Source organism: Demequina silvatica (assembly GCF_000971215.1).
GTDB lineage: Bacteria > Actinomycetota > Actinomycetes > Actinomycetales > Demequinaceae > Demequina > Demequina silvatica.
The window spans coordinates 251,153-273,015 of the sequence record NZ_BBMA01000006.1 but is presented as its reverse complement, the minus strand read 5'-3'; the positions used below and the strand labels follow the sequence as shown (position 1 = coordinate 273,015).

The window sequence follows — 21,863 nt, the reverse complement described above, 5'->3', positions numbered from 1 at the left end:
ACTAGCGGTGCTTGCCCTTCGAGCCGCTCACGGTGAGCACCACACGCTCGTACGTCGTCAGAGCGGGCGAGCCATCGTCGGTCACCTCCAGGATGATGTGGATGGTGTCCCCTGGCTGCGCATCGATGGGCACCCGCAACTTGGCCTGCGTGGTGTCGGCGCCGCTGATCGGCACCGTGCCCTCGTAGGTTCCGGCATCCAGGTACTGCCACCACCGATAGGTGAGCCGATCACCGTCGGGGTCCTTGCCGACCGCACTCAGCACGACGGTGGCGCCAGCCTTCCGCGAGAGGTCGAGACCGGATGCGACCTTGGTGAGAGGCAGGTGGTTCGCGTCCTCGTACCGGGGAGTCGAGCCCCAGTCGGCCCGCGCCGCGAAGTCGCGCTGGAATGCGCTGATCCAGCGCGTCTGCGCGAGGTTGGCGTCCAGCTCTCCGGTGGCCATATCGGTGTCGGGCGCGTCTGCCCAGCCGGTCGAGGTGGCCTCGAAACGGCCGCCCCAGCCGCCCCAGGACGGGTCCTCGCTGCTGCGTAGGCCGTTGAAGTCGAACAGCGCCATGAAAGACGGAGAGTCGCCTTCCGAGACGAAGTCGTAGGTGTCGATCGGTCCGCCGAAGATCCCCTCGTAGAAGGACATCCACGTGGGGTCGGCGACGAAGTTCTCGGCGGGCCGTCCCATGTTCAGCGTCTTGCCGTCGCCGAATCCGATGTACTTCGACGCAAGTGGACCGTGGTCGGTGATGATGTTCGGACCGATGAAGCTGCCCTTGAGGTAGGCCGCCTGGTCCGCAGGCACGCCCGCGCGCCGCCATGAGTATGCGAGCGACTCGAATTGGGTCAGGTTGTCGATGACCTTGATGTCCGGCCAGTTGGGCCGGATGTACGAGCCGAGCGTCGGGTCCTGATCGAGGATGTTGTAGAGCACAACCTTGCGGGAGATCTCCGCCTGGATCGCGGGCCAACCCGGGGTTCCTGCGTACTCCTCCTCGATCGACTTGAGGGCGCGCGCCGTCGTGTTCGGTCCGCCCCACACCTGGATGAAGAGCCTGTCCGGGTCATCCTTGAGAATCGCCTCCTTGATGAGCTCCGAGCCTTCGGTCACCTTCTCCATCTCGCCGACGTTCTCGATGTTGCCCACCTTGACGAGGGAGCGCAGGGTCTCCGGGCTCGGGTAGCCCTTGGCGTGCTTGATGAGGTTCGGGTACTCCTCGGCATATGCGTCGATGTAGTCGAACACCCACTGCTCATCGGTCCAGTTGAACCACGGGACATCGTCGCCGTTGCCCTTCCAGTGGAACTTCGAGCTGCTCAGCACGATGCCCTCGAGCGAGACCTCGTTCGCGTAGTAGAGCGCTCGTACGAACGACTCAAGATCGTCGATCTCGCCGTCCGTGGTGATGATGGTGCGGGGCTTGCCCTCGTTGACGAAGGGCTTCGGTGAGTGTGCCGGTGCGCTCGCCACCTCAACTGGCGCGGCAGCGGCAGCTGGCGCGAGGCAGGCCGCCGTCGCCACGGCGCAGGCCATGGCGACCAGAGACGTCGCGCGCTTTGTCGACGACGTGCGCTGTGAGAATGTGCTGCCGACGTGGGCAGGGATGATGCCGTTCATTGCGCTCCTTTGCACAAGTTCGGTCGAGCCGCTCGATGGGCTCCGACTGGGCAATCACGACAATAAGGAAGCGCCATGCTGGGTGCAACGTCCTATGCAAATATGCATAAATATGCTTCGCGACACGCGCTGGGCCTGCGATGCCGGTGATCCGGGCTGGTGGGCAGCGTCGTCGGTGAGGACGCTGGCGCGACGGTCGCGCCGGCGCGGACCGGGTCGGAGGTCTGCGACACGTCGCCCCCGGTACCGATGATCTGGAGTGCCTCCGTGTCATCCGCAAGCCCGTGCGCATCGTCCGGGCAGTACGCATGCGCCCGCACGCGGGCTGCAGCACAACTTGCCGCGGAACGGCGTTCCCCTGCCGGTCGAAGCGCGGGAGATGGTCACCTTGGTGCCGACGCTGTCCCATGTGAGCACGGCTGCGCCACAGCTCTGAGCACCGCGAACATGCGCAGCGCGGCTCGCGTGCGCTATGGTGCGATAGCCAACGCGGGGAGCTCGGGTCAGCCGAGCTGAGAGGACGTCTGTGATGCGACGTCGACCCGAGAACTTGACCTGGGTAATGCCAGCGTAAGGACGTGTTGCGGGTGCGGTGTCGCGCGGGTCATTCGTGATGCGCGCTCACGCGGGACCCGTGACGTGGCGCGCGCGAATATGGCGCGCCGACCATGCGCTGATGCTCGGGTCTGTACCCGAGGAGACACCATGATCGCCGAGATTCAAGTCCTGCCGAATCCCATCGGAACCGACGACGAGCGATATGCCTATGTGGACGCAGCGATAGAGGTCATCGCCTCATCCGGCATGACGTTCGAAGTGGGCGCCATGGGCACGACCATCGAGGGTGCACCCGACGCGGTGTGGGCACTGCTCCGGCGAGTTCACGAGGCGACCATGGCGGCCGGGGCCGCGCGTTGCCTCTCGATCATCAAAGTGTCGGAATCGGTGAATGATAGCGGCCCGTCGATCGAGGAGCTCGTTCGCAAGCACCGGCCGTGAGCCGGACGCGCCGGGTCGTGGTGGGTGGCGCCACCGTGGTGTTGATCGTTGCCGCTTGGGACGCCGCTGTTCGCTTCGGCGACCTGCCCCCGTTCCTGTTGCCCTCGCCGACTCGCGTCGTGGCGACCGCCATGGCCCACGCGGACAGCCTGGGTGCTCACGTCGCCACGACCGCGACAGAGGCGGTGTTGGGCCTGGCGCTTGGCGGTGTGGTGGGCTGGGTCCTCGCGTTCGTCACCACGTCGGTGCCCGTCACGGCGCAGGTGGCCCAGCCCATCGTCGTCCTGAGTCAGACCGTGCCGACCGTGGTCCTGGCGCCGCTCACCATTCTGTGGGTCGGCTTCGGGCTGACCTCGAAGGTGATCCTCGTTGCACTCACCGTGTTCTTTCCGGTGCTCATCTCCACCTCGGCCGCGATTCGCGGCGTCGATGCAGAACACGCAGACACTGTCGCGGGCTTGGGTGGCTCCCGACTCCATCAATTGACCCTGGTGCGGCTACCCGCATCGCTCCCGAGCGCGCTCGCGGGGCTCCGCATCGCGGGCACCTACGCCGTGGGCGCGGCTGTGGTGTCGGAGTACCTCGCAGGAGAGTCCGGACTCGGGGTCTTCATTCAACGTTCCCGGACGGCGTACGCGGTTGACCAGATGTTTGTGGGGATCGCCCTCATCGCGATCCTCGCCGGCAGTTTGGTCCTCGCGATCTCCGCGCTGCAGAGGGTCGCCACGCCCTGGGCGACGTCGTCAGTCCGCCTGTAGTCACACACCCCCATCCCACGAGGAGAAATCATGCATCATCGCGTCCTCACCGCTGCTGCGGTCGTCGCATCAGTGAGCCTCACCGCGTGCGCCGCGACCACGCCGGTCGCGTCCACATCGTCGCAGCCGCTCGTGCCGGTCACCGTGGTCCTCGACTGGACCCCGAACACCAATCACTCGGGCCTCTACCTCGCGCTCGAACGCGGTTGGTATGAGGACGCCGGGCTCGACGTGACGGTGATCGAGCCGGGCGAGACCTCCGGTCTGCAGCTCGTGGCGGCCGGTCAGGCAACCTTCGCGTACTCAGTCGCCGAGGGGCTCTTGCCTGCGCGTGCGGCGGGAGCCGACGTGGTGTCCGTCGCGGCAGTGATCGAGGAGAACACCTCGTCTTTGCTCGCACTCGCCGATGACGGGATCACACGCCCCCGCGACCTTGAAGGGAAGCGCTACGGGTCCTATGGATCACCGCTCGAGACCGCGATCATCTCGAGCCTTGTCGAGTGCGATGGCGGCGACCCGACACGGGTCGAACACACGCCGCTCGTGAGCGATGACTTCCGCATAGGCCTGAGCGAGGACCAGTTCGACGCCGCGTGGGTGTTCGACGCCTGGGACACCATCCGGCTCAAGGATGTGGATGGCCTCGACGTCTCCACGCTTGCGTTCCGTGACTGGTTCGCGTGCATCCCCAACTGGTACACGCCGCTCTTGGCGACTAGCGCGGACATCATCTCGGAGAACCCTGCAACCGTCCGAGCGTTCGTCGAGACGACGGCTCAGGGCTATGCAGCGGCGATGTCTGACCCCGCTGCGGCCGCCGAATCGCTGCTGGCCGCCGCACCGGAACTCGACCCGACGCTCGTACGCGAGAGCGCTACGTGGCTCGCGACGCGGTACGCCGCCTCGCCGGGTGCATGGGGGACGCAGGACTCTGAGACGTGGACGCGGTTCGCGGAGTGGCTCGCGGATGCCGAGATTCTCGCGGGCGACCCCCGCATCGAGGAAGCATGGACCAACGCCTTCTTGCCGGGGAAGTCGTGAGCTCACGCGGGGGCGGGGTTGCGTCCCGGTCGCCAGCAGGCGACGCGGCGCTCGCGCCTGCTGCGTACTCGCGGGAGCCCGGCGGCACGCCGTGGGTCAGGGCGCGCAGTCTCGGAGTGGCCTTCCCGAGCGGTCGCACATCATCTGTTCGCGCACTTGACGACGTGTCCCTCGACGTCGCTCGCGGGTCGTTCGTCGCCATCCTGGGCCCGTCCGGCTGCGGCAAGTCCACTCTCCTGCGCGCGATCGGAGGGTTGCTTGGCCCGCGCGTCGCGGTCAGCGGGTCGATCGACGTGCCTGTCGGGTCGGACGGTCGGCGCGCGACCGCGTGGATGCCACAGCGCGATGGGCTGTTGCCGTGGAGACGTGCGTTGTCCAATGCGATGGTCGGCGCGATCGTTGCTGGAATCCCACGCGAGACGGCCCTCCCACGCGCTCGGCGGCTTTTTCAGGAGTTCGGGTTGGCGGGATTCGAACGTGCATGGCCTCACGAGCTGTCCGGCGGGATGCGTCAGCGCGTGGCGTTGCTGCGCACCTGCATGACGGAACGGCCCGTGCTCCTTCTGGATGAGCCCTTCGGCGCCCTCGATCCGTTGACCCGCAGGCGTATGAACCGGTGGCTCGCATCGCTCGACCTCGCGGGACACGGCGTTGCCGGTGAGGGGACACCGACCGGGTCCTCGTCGGCGGGTCGGTCGGTCGTGCTCGTCACGCACGACGTAGACGAGGCCATGGCGCTCGCAGACAGGGTCGTGGTGATGTCGGGCCGTCCCGGTCGCGTGATTGCGGATATCCGGTCGCGCGGGGGCGGCACACCATTCGATCGCGAGGCCATTCTTGATGCGTTGGACAGTTGACGGCGGCCAGGGCGATATCGCGCTCGACGTCGTCGACGGGATGCGGGACGTTTGGGAAGTCGCGCGACAAGGAAGCGCATCGTGGGGTGCGGCGACGCCCGCATTTATGAACGAAGACTCCGCACGCCTTGGACGGCGCCCGCGATGCCGGTGGTCAGGCACTGCGGGCGCCGTCGCCCGCTAGGAGGCCAGCGGGCCGCGCGTGTTGCGCAAGGCCTGATCGAAGCGCTGTGAGACATCGGCCCAGTTGGCGATGTTCCAGAACGCCTCAACGTAGTCCGCCCGCACGTTCGCGTAGTCGAGGTAGTACGCGTGCTCCCACACGTCGAGCTGCAGCAGGGGCGTGACGCCGAGAGGCGCGTTCCCCTGCTGGTCGAAGAGCTGGAAGATGACGGGCTTCGCGCCCAGGCCGTCCCACGCAAGCACGGCCCAGCCCGAGCCCTGAACGCCGAGAGCGGTCGCCGTGAAGTGGGCTCGGAAGGCGTCGAACGAGCCGAACGCGTCGTCGAGCGCCGCCGCGAGTTCGCCGACCGGCCGGTCGCCGCCCTCCGGCGACAGGTTGTTCCAGAACACGCTGTGGTTGACGTGGCCGCCGAGGTTGAACGCAAGGTCCTTCTCAAGCTTGTTGACGGAGGTGAAATCTCCTGCCTCGCGCGCCGCCGCGAGCTGCTCGAGAGCGGTGTTCGCGCCGTTCACGTATGCCTGGTGGTGCTTCGAGTGGTGAAGCTCCATCACCCGAGGCGAGATGTGCGGTGCGAGCGCGGCGTAGTCGTATGGCAGATCGGGGAGCGTGTAGGTGGGCATGAGGAGTTCCTTTCTTGTTTCTTGAACTGGGGTCTGACGGCGAGGAGCGGCCGGCTTGTGCCACGTTCGCGGTGGTGTCACGTGGTGAGCGAGAGCATCCCCGTCCAGTCAGCGACCTTGGTGCGCTCTCGTCCTCGGCGCGCGCCACCCGCCTGTTCCGCTGCGTCGAGGCGCAGCCAGCCTTCCCAGTCGGCGATGGTTGCCCCGGGGATGTGGTCCATCCCGCTTCTCGGGTCCATCCATGCGCCCGCAGAGTCACGGCAATCGGACAGGAGCGCGGAGACCGTCTCCGCCGCGTCGGACTTCGTCGAGCCGATCAGCCCGATCGGCCCCCGCTTGATCCAGCCGGTCGTGTACAGGCGAGGCACCGTTCCTCCGCCGGCATGGTCGCTCACGCGACCGCGGACATGGGGGATCGTATGACGTTCCTGGTCGAACGGTACCCCGGGCACCGGCGTGGACCGGTAGCCGATCGCACGGTAGACAGCTTGGACCGGGTAACGCGTGATCTCGCCGGTGCCCTCGACCCGTCCCAGTTCGGTGGGCCGTGTGCGCTCGACGTCGATCGCTTGAACGGAGGTGGTGCCCACCAGGCGGACCGGTCTCTGGTGGAAGTGGAGGTGCACGCGCCGGGCGGCCGTCGGTATGGCGGGGGCGCGGTCGGCCCATTCCCGGAGCGTCTCGACGATGATGCGACGCTGGGCGAACTGGCGGATCATGCGCTCGCCATGGTCGTCGAGCACAAGGTCGCGCGGGTCGACCACGAGGTCTACGTCGGTCACCTCGCCGAGTTCACGGAGCTCGTTCGGAGAGAACCGCGCATCCGCAGGACCACGCCGCGCGAACAGGTGCACGTCGCGCACGCAGCTCGCCTCAAGCGCTTCCTCCACGTGGCGCGGGATGTCCGTGGTACGCATGTCGTCGATGGGCCGTGCGAGCACGCGCGCCACATCGAGCGCCACGTTGCCCGCGCCGATGACCGCTGTCGCTCGTGCGCTGAGGTCCCAGTCGACCTCGGTGTCCGGATGTCCGTCGTACCACGCGACGAAGCTCGAGGCGCCGTGCGAGTCGGCGAGGCCCTCCCCAGGGATGCCGAGATCGAGGTCCTTGTCCGCCCCGGTGGCGATGACGACCGCCGCGTACGCGTGAAGCAGGTCGGCGACGTGGACGTCACGACCCACCTCTACATTCCCTCGTAGGCGGATCCGGGGGTTGTCCATGACTGCGTGCAGTGTCGACGTGATGCGCTTGATCCGAGGGTGATCCGGGGCGACGCCGTATCGCACCAACCCGAACGGAGCCGGGAAGCGCTCGTAGAGGTCGACCTCCACCAGCGGGTCATCCCGTAGCAGCAGGTCGGCCGCGTACGTACCGGCAGGGCCGGCGCCCACGATGGCGACGCGAGGTCGCTCCGCGGTATTCACTTCGGCGTGCCTATGCAGGTCATGCATCAGCGGCGAGCGCCACGGGCGCTGTGAGGAAGGCGTCGAGATCGGTGGTGGTCTCCAGCGCGACGTCCTGTCCGTCGATGGAGGCATCACTGGCGACATGGACGCTTGCGAGTCCGACCTGGTCGGCCGTCAGCCAGTCGTGCCTGCCCTGGGGTCGGCTGCGGTTGATGATGGGGCCGAGCACGAGCGCGTTGACGCGCCGGGCCCGGTCGAGCTCCGCCGTGAGCACCTTGCGCATCATCAGCAGTGCGGCTCCCTGCATGCTCACGATGCCGGCGCCCGGGTACGGCGTGTGCGCCGAGAAGCCGGTGATGATGGTGTAGCTGCCGTCGGTCGCCAGGCGTGGCACCAGCGCGTGGGCGAGTGCGGTGTGGGTGAGCGCGGTGGCGGAGAAGACCTTGTCCCAATCGTTCGCCGTGATCTGCCAGAGAGCCTTCCCGGCCCACCAGCCGCCGACGGCGGCGACCACGTGGTCGATTGCGCCGTGCCGGGCGACGATGCGGTCGCCGAGCGCGTTCGCCTCCGCAAGGGTGCCGTACTCGCCCGCGATCCCCACGAGGCGATCCCGCAGCTGCGGTGCCATCAGCGCGGTCAACTGGTCCAAACGCGCCTGGTGGCGCGACGGGACCACGACCGTCGCGCCCGCGCTCAGGAAGGCGCGGACGATGCCTTCTCCAACGTTTCCGGTGCCTCCGGGAACGACGATGATCTTGCCATCGAGGGTGTCGTCCGAGGGGGTGTGGTGCGCTGTGGTCATGGTGGTGCCTCTCTCAGGTTGCGATGTCGCAGGGCTGCGACTGATACAACCAAGTTACATATTGTTACCCAGTTGTGCAAGAGGTATGGTGGAGGCGTGAGTCAGTTCGATCCCTTGCACGCGTGCCACTACACGGAGCAGGTGTTCCGCCTGTTCGGCAAGCGGTGGACGGGCCTGATCGTCGATCTTCTGCTCCAACGCCCCGCACGGTTCAGCGAGCTGCGCGATGCGCTGCCGGAGCTGTCGAACCGGGTCTTGAGCCAGCGTCTCGCCGAGTTGCAGGATGCGGGACTCGTCGCGCGCGATGTTGATCCCGGACCTGCGATCACGGTCACCTACCGTCTGACGGCGAACGGGGAGGGCCTCGGCCCGGCGATGGTCGCGTTGCGGGTGTGGGCGGGGGCGCCGACGGATGCCGACGGCAACCCCGTTCCGCTCTCGGCCCTGCACGACCAACTGGTCTCCGGCGTCCCGGAGAACTGAGGCGTGCGGCGCGTCGCGCGACGGCGGCGGGGCCCCGTCAGGCGACGTGCGGCGGTCGCGCGGTGGAGGCGCGGACGACCAGTTCGGGCTCGATCGTCACGTGTTGCGCCGGTCGACCGGTAAGGATCTGCTGCCGAAGCATGGTGAAGGTGGCTCGCCCCAATTCCTTGAAGTCCAATCGCATCGTGGTGAGCGGTGGCGAGAAGAACTCTGCGGTGGGCATGTCGTCCACGCCGACGATGGAGTAGTCCGACGGTGCGCGCAGCCCACGCGCCTCGAGCGCGCTCATCGCGCCTAGCGCGATCTCGTCGTTCGCCGCGAAGATCGCCGTGAAGCTGTCGAGGGCCACGGCTGTCCCGGCACGCGCGCCCGACGCGGAGGTCCAGTCTGATGCGAGTGCGACCACCTGGGGCTCCAGCCCGGCTGCTGCCATGGCGTCGCGATATCCGCGCTCGCGCTCGCGCGCCTCATTCCGCGACGCAGGGCCGGCGACATGGATGATTCGGCGGTGGCCAAGTTCGATCAGATGGCGTGTCCCGATCAGGCCAGCCGAGTGTGAGTGCGTACCGGCCGAACCCTCGAGCGCCAGCGGCAACTCGGAGACGGTGATGGTGGGCACACGGGTGTCCCAGCCCGCGAGCAGGGTCTCGACTCCGGGGACGGGGGTCGAAAGCACGACCCCGTCGACCTTCGCCGCGAGGAAGCGGGTGAGCGCGCGCTTCGCCTCGCGTTCCCAGTCGGCAGGCGAGTCGAAATCGAGGTCGAGCTGCGTGATCATCACAGTGACGTCGGCGGCGCGTGCGGCCAGAGCGAGCCCGGTGAGGACTCCCGAGCTGCCGTAATTGAGCGCGCCCATCGAAAGCACTCCGACGGTGTCTGTCCGGTCCGCTCGCAGGTTGCGGGCCGCGAGGTTGGGCACGTAACCGAGCTCGTCGATGGCCGCCGCGATCCGTTGCCGTGTCGCATCGCTGACGTACCCCGTTCCCGTGAAGTACCGGGAGACGGTCTGCGCAGACACGTCCGCGAGGCGGCCGACGTCGACCATGCTCGGTCGTGCGGACCCGCGCGTCCTGGCCATCGGTCAACCACCCATCTCTGCGGCGCTGCAACATAACGATTGTGTGACGTTGGCCCCCATCATAGGGACCGCCCTGCGCCCCGCGGGTGAGCAGGCCGGGGCGGCGCGGTGCGCGGCGGTCGCAGGCGGAGCTAGTCCGGCAGGCCTCTCCGCTGTGTATCTAGCAGGTGCGATGCTTCAACGGGGGTACGTCCTCGGCACGGCGTGCCAGGAGGCCCGTTGATGTCGACGTGTGATGTTCGGTGTGCCGGCACCGGCCAGGCGCGGCGACAGCCCGGGCGATCTCGCGGTTGACGCCTGGCGCGATGCGCTTTAGGTTATCGATAACTCATCGCGGGGTGGCCACCATCGGCTACCTTCGGTGATCCATTTGCAGACCACGCGCGTCGCGGTACGGGCCCTTCTGCATTCGATAGCGACTGAAAATGCAGGAGTCAACGATGACGACCGTTCCGAGGCCCGGCGACGCCGGTCACCGCACCCAGGCGCGCCGGTGGCGCCTAGGCCAGACGCCGTGGCGTGGCGAGGGATCGCACGCGGCGCCGCGAGCTCGTGTGATCATCGACAACGACTTCTCCGGCGACCCGGATGACCTGTACCAGCTGGTGCATCACGTTCTCTCCCCGAGCGTCGAGATCGTCGCGGTGATCGCCTCGCACCTCCGAGAGGGCGACCCGTTCGACGCCGGGCCGGACACCGCCGCAAACGCGTTCGCAGTCGCCGAGGACGTGTTCCGTCGCATGGGCCTCGAGTCGACCGAGGTGATCGTGCAGGGCGCGTCGACCGGCCTCACGAGCGTCGACGAGCCGCGCGACTCCGACGCGGCGCGCCGCATCATCGCCGAGGCGATGCGCGACGACGTCGACACGCCGCTCTTCGTGGCGGTGGGAGGCGGGCTCACCGATCTGGCGTCCGCGTACCTCATGGAGCCTGCGATCGCCGATCGGCTCACCGTCGTCTGGATCGGTGGGTCGGAGCACGACGGGCTCGCGTACCCGCCGCCGGACGGCATGCCGATCGAGTACAACCTCCTCATCGACGTCACTGCAGGCGAGGTGGTGTTCGGAGGCTCGGAGCTCCACATCTGGCAGGTGCCTCGCGACATCTACCGCCAGTGCCTCGTCTCCGACGCGGAGCTGCGCATGCGTGTGCGCGACCAGGGCCCGCTGGGCGCTTACCTGTACGACGAGGTGCGCCTCGTCATCGACCGCGCGACGCAGGAGGGCCGCGGGCCCGCGGAGACCTACGCGCTCGGCGACTCACCGCTGGTGCTGCTCACGGCGCTGCAGTCTCTCTTCGAGGCCGACCCGTCGTCCAGCGACTACGTGCTCAAGCCCACGCCGGCTTTGACGTCGGACGGGGCCTACCGTCCGGTCGCCGGAGCGCGGCCGATGCGGGTCTACACCCGCGTCGACACTCGACTCATGTTCGAGGACTTCTTCATCAAGCTTCACGAGTTCGAGCGATGGCAGGGAGCCGTCTGAATTCGTGGGACCGCGGCGAGGAGGAGCTCGTCGCACCACAAGATGCCCGCAAGGGCGGGGCGCACGCCCCACTTCTCAAGGAGGCAAAGGTGCTGAACAAGAAGAAGACCGCCGGGGCGTTCCTCGCCGCCGGTGCGCTGGCCCTGCTCACCGCGTGCAGCGGCGGATCCAGCGATGATGCGACGCCGGACTCGACCGCCGGCGGATCGACCGGCGGCGCGCCGACCGGCGAGGTGAAGATCTGGATGCCGACGCAGGAGGACAGCCAGTCCACCGCGTGGGAGGCGATCGTCGAGGGCTTCAACGCGACCTACCCCGACGTGACGATCAACCTCGAGACGCGCTCCGTCGATGAGCTCAAGACGGCCCTGCGTCAGGCGGCGGGCACGTCTGCTGTGCCGGACATCTACTGGTACTGGGAGGGCTCGGGCCTGGGTGGAGAGCTCGTCGACGTCGGCATGAGCCGCGACCTCACCGACTACTACGAGCAGTACGGGTGGGAGGACCGCTTCACGCCGGCCGCCCTCGCCGGTGTCACCCAGTACGGTGGGTTCCACGGCATCCCGTGGACGCAGCAGGGTGAGGCGCTCTACTACAACAAGGCGCTGTTCGAAGAGGCCGGCATCACCGAGCTGCCGACCACCTACGAGGGGCTTGTCGAGGCTGCAGAGGCTCTCAAGGCCGCGGGTATCACGCCGATCCAGTTCGGTGGCACCGTCAACTGGCACGTGATGCGACTGCTGGACGCGCTCATCGAGACCAAGTGCGGCGCCGATGTCGCCGACGAACTCAACAAGGGCGACGGCGACTGGGGCACCGAGGCATGTGTCACCGACGCGTTCACCGAGTTCAAGAGCTGGGGCGACAACTACATGAACGAGGGCTTCATGGCCCTCTCCAACGACGACTCGTCGCAGCTGTTCTACTCGGGCGATGCGGCGATGGCGTTCGAAGGCACCTGGTTCGAGGGCAACATCGTCGACAACGGGATGGACGTCGAGAACGTCGGCATCTTCACCTTCCCCACGGACACGGGCCGCCTCTACGGCTTCGGTGAGGGCTTCTACATCACCGAGCAGGCCGAGAACCCCGACGCCGCAGCGCTGTTCCTCGATTACGCCACCTCTGTCGAGGGTCAGGACCTCGCAGGCAACGCCTGGGCCGCGCTGTCGGTCAACAAGGAGGTCGACCGTTCCGACGCATCGGCGCTCGCGCCGACCTGGATCGAGATCTTCAACGCTGCGACGGGGATCTACACCAACAACGACCAGAACTTCTCGACCGCGGTGACGACGGAGTACTGGCGCATCCAGAACGCGGTCCTGCTGGGCGACATCGACCCCGCTGACGCGGGCGCGGAGTTCCAGTCCTTCCGCGAGGCCAACCAGTAGTAACCACCTCGGCTTCCGTGGCGGGCCTCGCGCCCGCCACGGAAGCCGCCAGGAGACATCGTGACCACACAATCCCCCCCTCGCTCGGGCGCGCCGACGCCGAGCCGAAGCGCACGCCCGGTCCGCCGCAGGCGATCCCCCTTCCTTCGTGCGCTGCCCTACCTGATCCCAGCCGTAGGCCTCTACGGGTACTTCCTCCTCTACCCCATGCTCGACGCCGTTCGGCTGTCGTTCTTCACCTGGTCGGGTTTCAAGACCGATGAACCCGCGTTCGTCGGCATCGACAACTACGTCCGGATGTTCACCTCGGACCCGGTCTTCTGGAAGGCGTTCGGCAACTCGGTCATCTGGGTGGTGCTCTCGCTGCTGGTGCCAATGATGCTGGCCCTCCTGTTGGCGCTCGGCCTCAACAGGAAGATGCTCGGTCGCAACCTGTTGCGGTCGGTGTTCTATCTGCCCGCGGTGTTCGCTTCGATCACCGTGGCGGCGATGTGGCGTTGGCTCTACAACCCGACTCTGGGAATGGTGAACCAGCTGCTCGAGGCGGTCGGGCTGGAGGAGTGGACGCGCACCTGGCTCGGGGATCCCAAGATCGCTCTGTACTCGGTCTTCGTGGCATCCGTGTGGCAGGCCGTCGGCTTCTCCATGGTGCTGCTGCTCGCCGGACTCCAGAACGTTCCTCAGGAGCTGGTCGAGGCCGCGAAGATCGATGGTGCCAACGCCTGGCAGGTGTTCCGCAACGTCACCATCCCCGCGTTGCGTCCCACCTTCATCGTCGTGGTCATCCTGACCATGATCAACTCGCTCAAGGTCTTCGACCTCATCGTCGGCATGACAGGTGGCGGGCCTGCGCAATCGACTCAGGTCCTGGCCTTGTGGTCGTACACGCAATCGTTCACCAACCACAGCTTCGGGCAGGGTGGTGCCGTGGCGACGGTCCTGCTGCTCGTATCGCTCGCCCTCGTGGTGCCGTACATGCTGTGGACCATGAGAGGAGAGGACAAGTGAGCGCCGCCGTCACGATGCCTCAGTCCACCCCTGCGGGTGACGCGAGGGTGAAGCCCAAGCGCGAGCGCACCTTCACACAGACGAACGGTCGTCCCGACTACGTGAAGATCGGGCTATGGGTGTCCCTCATGGTCACCGGTGCGCTCTGGGCGATCCCGTTCTACATCATGTTCGTCACGTCGTTGAAGTCGAAGGCGGAGATCTCGCAGACCTCGGCCTGGTCGCTGCCCCAGGACTGGGTGTGGTCGAACTATGCCGACGCCATCGAGACGGGCAACCTGTGGACCACCGGGGGCAACAGCCTCCTCATCTCGCTCGTCAAGGTTCCGCTCGGCCTGCTGCTCGCGGCGGCCTGCGCCTATGCCATCGCACGCATCAGGTTCAAGTTCAACCGCGTGGCGCTGGGCGTGATCGCCGTCGGTTCGATGGTTCCCATCCAGATCGGCCTGGGGCCGCTGTTCTCGACGATGGTGAACCTGGACCTGCTCGACAACGTGTGGGGCCTGATGCTGCCCTACCTGGCGTTCGGCATTCCGTATCAAGTCTTCGTGCTGTACGGCTTCATGCGGGCAGTGCCGGACGAGATCGAGGAGTCCGCGCGTATCGACGGCGCCTCGACCTTCCGCGTGTTCTGGCAGCTGATCCTTCCGCTCGCGAAGCCCGCGCTCGCAGCGCTGTTCATCCTCGACTTCGTCGCGACCTGGAACGAGTATGCGATGGCGACCACGCTGCTCCAGTCGCAGGACAACTGGACCATCCCGCTCGCGGTGCAGTCGTTCTCAACCCAGTTCGCCACGGACTACGGGCCGCTGAACGCCTTCGTGTTCATGTCGGCGGTGCCGGTGCTCATCGTCTACCTCCTGTTCCAGCGGTACTTCGTCTCGGGGGCGCTCGCGGGAGCCGTCAAGGGCTGACGATGCTCGGTATGGCCGGGTCCCGGCGTCGCACGGACATCCCGGCGACGGGACCCGGCCATTCGCACGTCCGGCGCCCGACCGGGCGGCGCACCCGTCCGCCGGGCCGCGCAACCCTTAGTTGACAGGCTCGCGTCGACACGATTCACTTGCACTAGTTCTTCTCTATTCCGGAGTGAATTTCCATGCAACCGTCAATGATGACCCGGTCCCCTGCGCCGTGTGCGCGCGACGCGGCGCTGCGCTCGCGGGTGCGCGCAGAGGCGGCCTGATGAGCATCGTCCTAGCCCTCGACGAAGGCACCACGAACGCCAAGGCGGTCGCGATCGACGAGCGCGGCGCGGTCCTGGCGACCGCGAGCCGGCCCGTGTCGATCATGCACGCCGCGCCTGGGTGGACCGAGCAGGACGCCGATGAGCTCTGGGAGGCCTCGCTCGACGTGCTCGCGCGGGTGTTCGCCCAGGTAGACGCCGCGGACGTCATCGGCGTCGCGATCAGCAACCAGCGCGAGTCCGTCGTGGCATGGGAGCCCGGCACAGGCGTTCCTGCCGGGCCGGTGCTCAGCTGGCAGGACACGCGCACCGCGCAGAGGTGCCGTGCGCTAGAGGGGCACGCGGCGTTGGTCCGGGAGCGCACCGGACTGCCGCTCGATCCGATGTTCTCGGCCCCCAAGATGGCGTGGCTGCTTGAGGGCGCACCTCGCGGCGCAGTCGTCGGCACCGTCGACTCGTGGCTGATCTGGAAGCTCACCGGCGGCGGCGATCACGTCGTCGAGGCGGGGAATGCGTCCCGTACGTTGCTGATGAGCCTGGAGACCCTGGACTGGGATCCCGATCTCCTCGCCTTGTTCGGCGTGCCAAGAGAAGCCCTGCCGCGCATCGTCCCCTCGACTGGGCCGTTCGGAGGCACCGCGTGCGAGGGACTGCCCTCGGGTCTCCCGATCCTCGCGGTGATGGCAGACTCGCACGCCGCACTGCGGGGGCATGGCGGCGGCGCTCCCGGATTGGTGAAGGCCACTTTCGGCACCGGGTCGTCGGTGATGCAGGGCACCGGTGCGGACCGTCGCGACGCCCCCGGGCTCGCGACCACCCTGGCGTGGGTCGACGGTGAGCCGGTGTATGCGCTCGAGGGCAACATCCGATACTCCGGCGCCGCCCTCGACTGGGCCGCGCGCATGGTCGGCGCGCCGAGCGCCGCGGCGCTCGGCGAGCTCGCCGCGACGGTGGAGGACGCCGGCGGCGTTTGCCTGGTACCTGCCTTCGGGGGGCTCGGCGCCCCCCATTGGGATCCCTCGGCGACCGGCGTGATCGTGGGCCTCGGCGCGGCTTCCGGGCCCGCCGCTCTCGCGCGCGCCGCCTTCGACGCCGTCGCGCACCAGGTGACGGATGTCGTCGAGGCGATGGGGATGCCCGCCGGCGCGCTGCGCGCGGACGGAGGCGCGACGGCTTCGGCGCTCCTCATGCAGGCACAGGCGGATGCACTGGGGTGCGATGTCGTCGTCGTGGGCGACGCGGATGTCGCGCTGCGCGGCGTGGCGAGCGCCGCCTTCGGTCGGGTCGGAGTGCAGCTCGCCCCCGTGCCTGCGTCCCGGGTCCATTCCTCGCGAGCCGCCGCCGATGAGCGCACGGTGTCTCGGTCCAGATGGAGAAGCGCGCTCGAGAAGTCCCGGGGCTGACTCGCCAAGGACGGCGTAGTAGTCCTATACTGATTGCAAGAAGAATCGAAGGTGAATAAAAATGTCTGAACTTCCTCGCTTCGGAGCCGGGCTCTGGCACTTTGCCAGCTACCTCGACCGGTACGCGACCGACGGCTACAAGGAGCCCCTCACCACGCTGGAGCAGATCGACCGCGCGGGCGAGGTCGAGGACCTCTCCGTGGTGGACGTGCCCTACCCCTTCACCGAGGGTGTGACTGTCGAGCAGGTCAAGGACGCGCTCGCCAAGAACGGCCTCGAGTGCATCGGTGTCACCCCCGAGATCTACATGCGCAAGTACGGCAAGGGCGCCTTCACCAACCCTGACCCGCAGGTGCGTGCGGACGCGATCGCGTTCCTGCACGAGGCGGCGGACGTGGTGCGTGCGCTCGGCGCCAACTACCTCAAGGTGTGGCCCGGCCAGGACGGCTGGGACTACCCGTTCCAGGTGGACCACGGCCAGCAGTGGCGCCTCGCCGTCGACGGCATGCGCGAGCTCGCGCAGGCGAACCCCGACATCAAGATCGTGATCGAGTACAAGCCGCGCGAACCCCGCAACAAGATGTTCTGGGACTCGGCGGCTAAGACCGCGCTGGGCATCCAGGCCATGGGCGTCGACAACGTGGGCGTGCTGCTCGACTTCGGCCACGCGCTGTTCGGTGGCGAATCGCCGTCGGCCGCCGCGCAGCTGCTCATCGATCACGGCCTGCTGTGGGCCATGGACGTCAACGACAACCTGCGCGGGTGGGACGACGACATGGTGGTCGGCACCGTACACCCCGTCGAGGTGTTCGAGTTCTTCTACACCCTGAAGATCAACAACTGGGAGGGCGTGTGGCAGCTCGACCAGTTCCCCTTCCGTGAGGACACCGTCGAGGCCGCCAACCTCTCCATCCGGTTCCTCAAGGGCCTGCACCGTGCGCTCGACGAGCTCGACATCGACGCGCTGCGCGAGGCCCAGTCCCGTCAGGACGCGATCGGCGCGCAGAAGCTGGTCCAGGACGTCCTGTTCAGCTGCTTGAGGAGCGAGTGAGATGACAGTGAGCGAAGACCTCGTCCCCGAGGTCCACCCTGAGGACGTGCCCCAGGAGACCTTCGAGGTGATCGGTCGCGTCCCCGAGGGCGCGACGCGCGAGGAGGCCATCGCGCACCTGCGCGACGCCGCCCGCGCCGTGCGCGGCCGCGACATCCGCATGGTGCGCGCGGCCGGCCTCGGCCACATCGGAGGCGAGTTCTCCGTGATCGACATCCTGGTGACGCTGTACCTGGACTCCCTCAACATGGGCCCCGAGCTGCTGGGCGACCCTGACCGCGACCGGTTCATCCTGTCCAAGGGGCACGCCGCAGCGGCGTTGTACACGACCCTGGCGGCCGCCGGGTTCATCGACCCTGAGGACCTCAGCACGTTCATGCAGCCGATGTCGCAGCTCAACGGCCACCCGGCGCGTACCAAGATCGCTGCCGTCGAGGCGAGCACCGGCCCGCTGGGCCACGGCCTCCCGATCGCGGTCGGCACTGCGCTCGCGGGCAAGCTCGACGGCTCCGCGCGGCGCACCTTCGTGGTGACCGGCGACGGTGAGATGCAGGAGGGCTCCAACTGGGAGGCTCTCATGACCGCCGGAAACCATGGTCTCGCGAACTTGTGCGTGATCGTGGACCGCAACCGGCTCCAGCAGGGTGCCCGCGTGGCCGACACGAACGACCTCGAGCCGCTGCCGGACAAGCTGCGCGCGTTCGGCATGGAGGTGGTCGAGCTCGAGGGTCACGATCATGGCGCTCTCCGCGATGCGTTCGCCAACGTCCCGGCCGCGTCGGGGAAGCCCACCGCGATCGTGGCGCACACCATGAAGGGTCACCCGATCTCGTTCATGTCCGACAACGTCGCCTGGCACCACAAGGTGCCCTCCGAGGAGCAGGTCGAGGCGGCCCTTACCGAGCTGGAGCAGTCATGACCGCCACCGCTGAGAAGAAGCTGCACGACTGCCGCGACGCCTGGGTCGAGGCGCTGGTCGAGCTGGGCCAGGAGGACGACCGCATCGTCGCCGTGGTCAACGACTCCGTCGGTTCGTCGAAGCTGGGTCCGTTCCAGTCCGAGTTCCCCGAGCGCCTCATCAACGTCGGCATCGCCGAGCAGGACATGGTGGGCGTGGGCGCCGGTCTCGCGAACGGCGGCAAGGTGCCATTCGTCTCGGCGGCCTCCTGCTTCCTCACCGCTCGCGCGATGGAGCAGATCAAGGTCGATGCGGCCTACTCCGAGCACCACATGGTGCTGGTGGGGCAGAGCCCCGGCATGGCCTACGGGGAGCTGGGCCCGACGCACCACTCGATCGAGGACCTCGCCTGGCTGCGCACCATCCCGAACCTCACTGTCGTGGTGCCGGCCGACCCGGAGGAGACGCGTCAGGCGGTCCGTTGGGCAGCTCGGCATGACGGTCCGGTGTTCATCCGTGTGTCGCGCATGGGCGTGCCGGACGTCAACCCGGAGGGCTACGAGTTTGCCCCGGGCAAGGCCGTGACCCTTCGCGAGGGCTCGGACGTCACCCTGATCGCGACCGGCACCGTCGTGTCGCGTGCGCTTGAGGCAGCGGACCGGCTGGCCGAGCGGGGTGTAGACGCCCGTGTCCTCAACATGCCGACGATCTCGCCTCTCGACCAGGACGCGATCCTCGCCGCCGCGGCGGAGACGAAGGGCATCGTCACGGTCGAGGAGGCGCTCACCAGCGGCCTCGGCGGTGCGGTGGCGGAGCTGGTGGTCCGGCATACGCCTGTGCCCATGCGCTTCGTCGGCGTGACCGGCTTCGCCCCCACGGGCGAGGTGGGATGGCTTCTCGATCACTTCGGCATCAGCGCCGAGGGGATCGTGAGCGCAGCATTGGAGATCCTCGCATAGGAGGCTTGCATGATCCGGGGGCGCGGTCGCGCCGCGCTCCCGGACTTCGCGCGCCGTGAATAGACTGTCGCCACCGATTCCTATGGGAGGACTGTGGTGCGCGCAGACGAGACGTACACGCCCGGACGCCGGTATGTCGGGCCTGACGAGCACATGCGGCTCATGGTGCGCGTCGCACGGATGTACCACGAGCAGGGCATGCGCCAGGCGGAGATCGCGGATCATCTCCACGTCTCGCAACCCCGAGTGTCGCGCCTGCTCAAGCGTGCACTCGAGGTCGGAGTGGTGCGTACCACGGTGTCGGAGCCTGCGGGCGTGTTCACCGAGCTGGAGCGCGCGCTCGAGAGGACCTACGGCCTGTCGGAGGCTGTGGTGGTCGATCCCGGCGGCGACGACGGCGGCCGGGCGTTGGGGTCGGCGGCGGCGACCTACCTCGAGACCACGCTGATCGGCGGCGAGAGCGTCGGCATCTCCTCCTGGAGCTCGTCGCTGTTGTCCGCCGTCGATGCGCTCCGGCCGTCCAACGTGCGCGTGGCTGACACCGTGATCCAGTTGGTGGGCGGCGTCGGAGAGTCGCAGGTGCAGGTCGAGGCCACCCGGCTCCTGACGCGGCTGGCGTCAGCGACCGGCGCGGAGCCGATCTTCCTGCCCGCACCCGGGCTGCTCGGCTCGGCGGCGGCGAGGGAGTCGCTCATGTCAGATGTCTCAGTGCTGTCGGTCGCCTCGCGATGGCCTCAACTCACGATGGCGTTGGTGGGGATCGGCGCGACCGAGCCGTCGCCGCTGCTGCGGAGCTCGGGCAACGCGATCTCGGACGAGGATCAGGCGGCGCTGCGGCGCAGTGGCGCAGTCGGCGATGTCTGCCTGCGTTACTTCGACGAGAACGGCGAAGCGGTTCAGACAGACTTCGACGACCGCGTGATCGGAGTGTCGCCCGAGGTCCTTCGCGGCATCCCCCGTCGCGTAGGAGTCGCGGGTGGCATTCGCAAGGCGGCCGCGATCCGCGGTGCGCTCGTCGGTGGATGGATCAATGTGCTGATCACCGATGTCGCGACCGCGCGTCTGCTCGTCGAGGCGGAAGGGCCGGCGGCCTCATAGCGCATCATCACACCGCGAACGGCACCCCGCACCGCAGGATCACGTTCGAGTACGCGGTATCCTCGCCGGTCCGGATCGCGAGCCTGCAGTTGGCGACCATCGCCTTGAGGTCGGGGTGGTCGACGCGCTCGGCGGCGAAGCCCAGGCGCGAGTCGACCCAGCCCCCGCACGGCCAATCGTCGGCCTGGCGCGACACCCACGCGTGCTCGAACACCGCGTCCGCGAGCAGCGCGTCGAGAACGCTCGTGAACGTCGGTTGGCCGTAGACCACGGCGAGGTCCACCACCGGCACGCCGGGCGGGATCGGCAGACCCGCGTCCGCGACCACGATGGTGTCGGTGTGCCCGAGCCGGGCGATCGCGCCGGCCAGGGGTGCGTTGATGATGCCGCCTCGCTTCATGGGAGCTCCTTGTCGGTGGTGGGGTAGGACGGCTGTGCGCCGGGGTGCTGGACGGAGTACGCGGCGACGCGGGTGGCCTCGGTGGCGGCGTCCCGCAGCGTGGTGCCACGCGCGAGCGCGGCGGCGAGCGCGCCCACGAAGGCGTCGCCCGCGCCGGTGGTGTCGACGGCCGCGACCGGCCGCGCCGGCACGGTCCACGGGCCGGACTCATCGACCCCGAGGCAGCCCTCGCTTCCGAGCGTCACCACCACGGACGGCACGCCCAGCGCGCGCAACGCGAGCGCCGTGTCCAGCGGATCGGGCGGAGGCGGTGCGCCCATCGCGGCGCCGAGCACGATGCCGGCCTCATGCTCGTTGACCACCAGCGGATCCGCGCGACGCAGCGACGCGAGCGCGAAGGCGGTGGCCGGCGCGGCGTTGAGGACCACCCGGGTCCCGTGGGCACCGGCCAGGGCGATCGCGTGCTCGACCGTGGCGATCGGCAGCTCGGCCTGGACCACGGCGACACTGCTGCCCGCGATCGCGTCGGCCGCCGACTGAACCTGCGCATCGTTCACCGTCGCGTTCGCGCCAGGCACCACGACGATCGTGTTCTCACCGTCGCGGGCCACCGTGATGATGGCGAGGCCCGTCGGGCCGGGACGATGCGCCACACGGGAGATATCGACGCCCGCCTCCGCGAGGGTGGCCACGGCGGTGGTCGAGGCGCCGTCCGAGCCGACCGCGCCGACCATCACCGTGGAGGCGCCGCGCCGCGCCGCGGCGACGGCCTGGTTGGCCCCCTTGCCACCAGGCGATTCGCTCGCTCCCAATGCGAGAAGCGTCTCTCCGGGGGAGGGGTGGCGTGCCACCGTCGCGATCAGGTCGAGGTTGATCGACCCCACCACCACTACATCATTCATGCGACTCGTCCTCGTTGACGGTTGACAGTTCCGGCCCCGCGTCAATAGTGTAACCACAACCGCATTCAAACTGGAATATGTATTCACCGGGATGAGCGGACGGAACGATCAGAGTGGATCGGTGATGGGTGGACTGCAGGTGAGTCGGCTGGCGGCGAGTGGGGAATCCATCGCCGCGGGGGCTCGCCACGCCCGCGGGCTCTGCCCGCGGATCCCGTCGGGATCGATCCAGGCGCGCGAAGGAGG

The 21,863-nt window shown here is 68.1% G+C and carries 21 protein-coding genes and 1 riboswitch; of the genes, 14 read left to right on the top strand and 7 right to left on the bottom strand.

The annotated features are described in order from the left end of the window. Nucleotide 1: 1 nt before the first annotated feature. The gene (locus tag AOM05_RS10470; RefSeq protein ID WP_082097454.1) at nt 2-1,609 is read right to left on the bottom strand and encodes a DUF1593 domain-containing protein; all 1,608 of its coding nucleotides are present in this window, start codon (nt 1,607-1,609) and stop codon (nt 2-4) included. 480 nt (nt 1,610-2,089) lie between these two features. Next, nucleotides 2,090-2,205, top strand: a riboswitch (TPP riboswitch). Between the two features lie 109 nt (nt 2,206-2,314). Between AOM05_RS10470 and AOM05_RS10465 the strand changes: the two genes are divergently transcribed. From AOM05_RS10465 to AOM05_RS10450, 4 genes are all read left to right on the top strand, one after another. After that, complete coding sequence (locus AOM05_RS10465; RefSeq protein WP_062521967.1) at nt 2,315-2,608, top strand: thiamine-binding protein; 294 nt, start codon at nt 2,315-2,317, stop codon at nt 2,606-2,608. Next, nucleotides 2,605-3,366, top strand: coding sequence for an ABC transporter permease (locus AOM05_RS10460; protein WP_062521965.1), 762 nt, complete (start codon nt 2,605-2,607; stop codon nt 3,364-3,366). Before AOM05_RS10465 ends, AOM05_RS10460 begins: the two co-directional genes overlap by 4 nt. 132 nt (nt 3,367-3,498) lie before the next feature. Beyond that, entirely contained in the window at nt 3,499-4,407 is a 909-nt protein-coding gene (locus tag AOM05_RS10455; protein ID WP_228373268.1) for an ABC transporter substrate-binding protein, read from the top strand. A gap of 164 nt (nt 4,408-4,571) precedes the next feature. Next, on the top strand, nt 4,572-5,264 hold the full coding sequence (locus AOM05_RS10450; RefSeq protein ID WP_062521961.1) for an ABC transporter ATP-binding protein: 693 nt from the start codon (nt 4,572-4,574) through the stop codon (nt 5,262-5,264). 180 nt (nt 5,265-5,444) lie between these two features. Here the strand turns inward: AOM05_RS10450 and AOM05_RS10445 are convergent, their stop codons facing one another. The 3 genes from AOM05_RS10445 to AOM05_RS10435 form a co-directional block, all read right to left on the bottom strand. Beyond that, nucleotides 5,445-6,068, bottom strand: a complete 624-nt coding sequence (locus AOM05_RS10445) for a superoxide dismutase (protein WP_062521959.1) — start codon at nt 6,066-6,068, stop codon at nt 5,445-5,447. Nucleotides 6,069-6,145: 77 nt separating this feature from the next. Continuing rightward, on the bottom strand, nt 6,146-7,492 hold the full coding sequence (locus AOM05_RS10440) for an FAD-dependent oxidoreductase (RefSeq protein ID WP_228373267.1): 1,347 nt from the start codon (nt 7,490-7,492) through the stop codon (nt 6,146-6,148). A 19-nt stretch (nt 7,493-7,511) separates the two neighbouring features. Further along, nucleotides 7,512-8,276, bottom strand: coding sequence for an SDR family NAD(P)-dependent oxidoreductase (locus AOM05_RS10435; protein ID WP_062521955.1), 765 nt, complete (start codon nt 8,274-8,276; stop codon nt 7,512-7,514). A gap of 96 nt (nt 8,277-8,372) precedes the next feature. Between AOM05_RS10435 and AOM05_RS10430 the strand changes: the two genes are divergently transcribed. Next, nucleotides 8,373-8,759, top strand: a complete 387-nt coding sequence (locus tag AOM05_RS10430) for a winged helix-turn-helix transcriptional regulator (RefSeq protein WP_062521953.1) — start codon at nt 8,373-8,375, stop codon at nt 8,757-8,759. 37 nt (nt 8,760-8,796) lie between these two features. Here the strand turns inward: AOM05_RS10430 and AOM05_RS10425 are convergent, their stop codons facing one another. After that, nucleotides 8,797-9,804: a LacI family DNA-binding transcriptional regulator gene (locus tag AOM05_RS10425; protein WP_169746749.1), complete on the bottom strand. Its 1,008-nt coding sequence runs from the start codon at nt 9,802-9,804 to the stop codon at nt 8,797-8,799. Nucleotides 9,805-10,277: 473 nt separating this feature from the next. Between AOM05_RS10425 and AOM05_RS10420 the strand changes: the two genes are divergently transcribed. The 9 genes from AOM05_RS10420 to AOM05_RS10380 all read left to right on the top strand — a co-directional run bounded on the left by AOM05_RS10420 (nt 10,278) and on the right by AOM05_RS10380 (nt 20,315). Next, the gene (locus AOM05_RS10420) at nt 10,278-11,321 is read left to right on the top strand and encodes a nucleoside hydrolase (protein ID WP_062521949.1); all 1,044 of its coding nucleotides are present in this window, start codon (nt 10,278-10,280) and stop codon (nt 11,319-11,321) included. 89 nt (nt 11,322-11,410) lie between these two features. After that, nucleotides 11,411-12,712, top strand: coding sequence for an ABC transporter substrate-binding protein (locus tag AOM05_RS10415; protein WP_228373266.1), 1,302 nt, complete (start codon nt 11,411-11,413; stop codon nt 12,710-12,712). Between the two features lie 207 nt (nt 12,713-12,919). After that, the gene (locus AOM05_RS10410; RefSeq protein WP_082097451.1) at nt 12,920-13,720 is read left to right on the top strand and encodes a carbohydrate ABC transporter permease; all 801 of its coding nucleotides are present in this window, start codon (nt 12,920-12,922) and stop codon (nt 13,718-13,720) included. After that, nucleotides 13,717-14,634 carry a carbohydrate ABC transporter permease gene (locus AOM05_RS10405; protein ID WP_228373265.1) on the top strand — a complete coding sequence of 306 codons (918 nt, stop codon included), beginning with the start codon at nt 13,717-13,719 and terminating at the stop codon, nt 14,632-14,634. The genes AOM05_RS10410 and AOM05_RS10405 overlap by 4 nt, the downstream gene beginning before the upstream one ends. Nucleotides 14,635-14,905: 271 nt before the next feature. Then, entirely contained in the window at nt 14,906-16,309 is a 1,404-nt protein-coding gene (locus tag AOM05_RS10400; protein WP_062521946.1) for an FGGY family carbohydrate kinase, read from the top strand. Between the two features lie 61 nt (nt 16,310-16,370). Next, a complete protein-coding gene (locus AOM05_RS10395; protein WP_062521944.1) occupies nt 16,371-17,360 on the top strand; it encodes a sugar phosphate isomerase/epimerase family protein in 990 nt (329 codons plus the stop codon). A gap of 1 nt (nt 17,361) precedes the next feature. Next, on the top strand, nt 17,362-18,279 hold the full coding sequence (locus AOM05_RS10390; RefSeq protein ID WP_082097450.1) for a transketolase: 918 nt from the start codon (nt 17,362-17,364) through the stop codon (nt 18,277-18,279). Beyond that, a complete protein-coding gene (locus tag AOM05_RS10385) occupies nt 18,276-19,217 on the top strand; it encodes a transketolase family protein (RefSeq protein ID WP_062521942.1) in 942 nt (313 codons plus the stop codon). The genes AOM05_RS10390 and AOM05_RS10385 overlap by 4 nt, the downstream gene beginning before the upstream one ends. 96 nt (nt 19,218-19,313) lie before the next feature. Beyond that, the gene (locus AOM05_RS10380) at nt 19,314-20,315 is read left to right on the top strand and encodes a sugar-binding transcriptional regulator (RefSeq protein ID WP_228373264.1); all 1,002 of its coding nucleotides are present in this window, start codon (nt 19,314-19,316) and stop codon (nt 20,313-20,315) included. A gap of 7 nt (nt 20,316-20,322) precedes the next feature. Here the strand turns inward: AOM05_RS10380 and AOM05_RS10375 are convergent, their stop codons facing one another. Then, nucleotides 20,323-20,715 (bottom strand): RbsD/FucU domain-containing protein, encoded by a 393-nt coding sequence (locus AOM05_RS10375; RefSeq protein WP_062521938.1) that lies wholly within the window; start codon nt 20,713-20,715, stop codon nt 20,323-20,325. After that, on the bottom strand, nt 20,712-21,617 hold the full coding sequence (locus AOM05_RS10370; protein WP_062521936.1) for a ribokinase: 906 nt from the start codon (nt 21,615-21,617) through the stop codon (nt 20,712-20,714). Before AOM05_RS10370 ends, AOM05_RS10375 begins: the two co-directional genes overlap by 4 nt. Nucleotides 21,618-21,863: the final 246 nt, after the last annotated feature.